The following is a 1,652-nucleotide window of genomic DNA, read 5'->3' on the forward strand; positions in this document are numbered from 1 at the left end:
CAGGATATTTCCAGTCAGAGCAGGATGCGGTTTTGCAGACGGAGTATCTGAAAAATTCTTTCCGTATGGAGGAATTTACAGAGCTGTATATTGGGGATGTAAGAGCCGGGTATCGAGCTGATGAGGACGGGCTTACCATGTGGAAAGGCAATTATCTGACCCGTGAAGCAGAGAGCAGGTTGTCATGGGAAGATGCAAGATACTGGGTCAATTCTTATATCGAGGATGGTGTCTATTTACTTCCGGGGGAAGTGGCAGAGCAGATTGATACAGACGGTATGTTCAAACAGCTTGACCTTTTTACCATGTTTTCGGAGCAGGTCGGCAACATTGCCATGAAGCAGGCAGAAGAAAAAAGTGTTATGCCGGCAGGTTTTGTACTGCCGGAGCAACAGATTGATGATATTTTAAGAAGCGGCGGGGGCAGGGATGACAGCCGCAAGCGTATTTATGCCAAGTACCAACAGAGAAAGACACCGGAGGAAATGACTGCCTTTCTGAAAAAAGAGTATGGAACCACCGGAAAAGGCTTTGAGTTTGACGGAAAGCAGATAGCCGTATGGTTTGATGAAGGCGGTATGCGTGTTGGATACGGTACATCAGCAACGGAGCACCCCATACTTACGATGGAATGGAAAGATATTGAGCAGAATATCCGCAGGCAGGTAGAGAATGGCACCTATATGGGTGCAAATGAAGCTTATCTTGTGGATGAGGTGGAGCGTGGCAGGATTGCAAACCATTTATTTTTCTTTTTCCGTGATGGTATGGGAGAAATGCCGGAAGAATTGGAATTAAAGGCGGGCAATTACCCGGATGCCCATGCAAGACTGGTGGAACTTCTTTCTACACCGGAAGAGGTAGAGAGGATAGCTGCCCACATGGATCATGCCCTGCATCAGCTTGAGACCGGAGAAAAAAGACTGCGTTTCCGTTCTGTTATGCCCAAAGAGGAGCTTCGTGCCGAACTCGACAACCTTCTGGTAGACAAGCTGACATTTCCGGCTGCTGAACATGTGGAAATTAAGCACGAGGATTTTATCACGCAGGATGAGATTGACCACAGGCTTGGCAAGGGGAGCGGTTTTTCTCAGGGGCCTTTCCGCATATATGATTATTTCAAGGAAGGGCATGACAGCAAAGAAGCAGCTAATTTCTTAAAGAATGAATATGGAACAGGCGGCAGTAGCCATGCACTTGCCGGAGCTGACCATAGCTATGAGGATCATGATGCAAAAGGAATAAAGCTGAAAAAGGGAAATATCGGAAAACCATACGCAGAAGTGCTGTTGTCCTGGAAGGTTGTGGAAAAGCGTATCCGTAAGCTCATTGAAGAAGATAAGTATTTATCTACGGAAGGAAAAGAAGCCTATGCACAGTACAGAGTGGAGCAGGAGCAGAAGGCTTTGGAGCAGGCACAGGCAAAGATGGAGCATGAAACCAAGGTAGCCTGCAAGAATGCCATTGAAAAAGCAATCGCTGAAAAGTTTGACGGGTATCGTCTGCCAAAGGATACAGCGGAAGCAGTCATTCAGGAATATGGCTCTGAACGAGTAAGTTATGTGCTTGCCAATTCTGTCATGCACAAAAGGCAGGATGGACGGTTTTCTCCGGAGAATAAGGAGTGGGCAAAAGCTATTGAGCCTTATGCC

At 46.9% G+C, this 1,652-nt stretch carries 1 protein-coding gene; it reads left to right on the forward strand.

The features are described from left to right. The coding region (locus FYJ59_RS14570) for a DUF3849 domain-containing protein (RefSeq protein ID WP_154498919.1) at positions 1-1,652 on the forward strand (1,652 nt) is incomplete at both ends.

Origin of the sequence: Waltera intestinalis, assembly GCF_009695995.1 — a bacterium.
In the GTDB taxonomy this organism is placed as follows: domain Bacteria; phylum Bacillota; class Clostridia; order Lachnospirales; family Lachnospiraceae; genus Acetatifactor; species Acetatifactor intestinalis.